This window comes from Dietzia sp. Die43 (assembly GCF_024519835.1).
In the GTDB taxonomy this organism is placed as follows: Bacteria; Actinomycetota; Actinomycetes; order Mycobacteriales; family Mycobacteriaceae; genus Dietzia; species Dietzia kunjamensis.
Genome location: NZ_JALJRF010000072.1, coordinates 1 through 386, shown reverse-complemented (window position 1 = coordinate 386; position 386 = coordinate 1). Strand labels below are relative to the sequence as shown.

Annotated in this window: 1 protein-coding gene; it reads left to right on the top strand. The window is 51.8% G+C overall.

Going from position 1 to position 386, the window contains the following annotated elements; genetic code table 11:
- Positions 1–337 (top strand): hypothetical protein (locus NR111_RS18290; protein WP_256821636.1); only part of this gene is annotated, 337 nt, incomplete at its 5' end.
- Positions 338–386: the final 49 nt, after the last annotated feature.

Here is a 386-nt window from a genome sequence, read left to right as displayed (position 1 = left end):
AGAAAGGTGTCGAGGAGTAGTTAAGAGGAGAGGTGGAAAAGAAAGGTGTCGAGGAGTAGTTAAGAGGAGAGGGAGAGGGAGAAAAAGGAAGAGGGGGGAGGGAAAAGGAGAGGGAGAAGAAAAGAGAGGAGAAAGGAAGAAGGGGAAGAGAAAAAAGAAGGAGGGGAAGGGGAAGAGAGGAAAGAGAAAGGGGAGAAGAAGAAGGAGGGGAAGGAGAAGGGGAGGGGAGGAAAGGAGGAGAGGGAGGAGGGAGAAGAAAGAGGGAAAAAGAGAAAGGGAAGAAAAAGGGAGAGAAAAAAGAGGGAGGAGGGAAAGGGAAAGAAAAAATAGTAGGTGACGATCGCGGCGGCGCGCTGGAGGATCGGCAGCCAGTCGGGGTCGGTCAT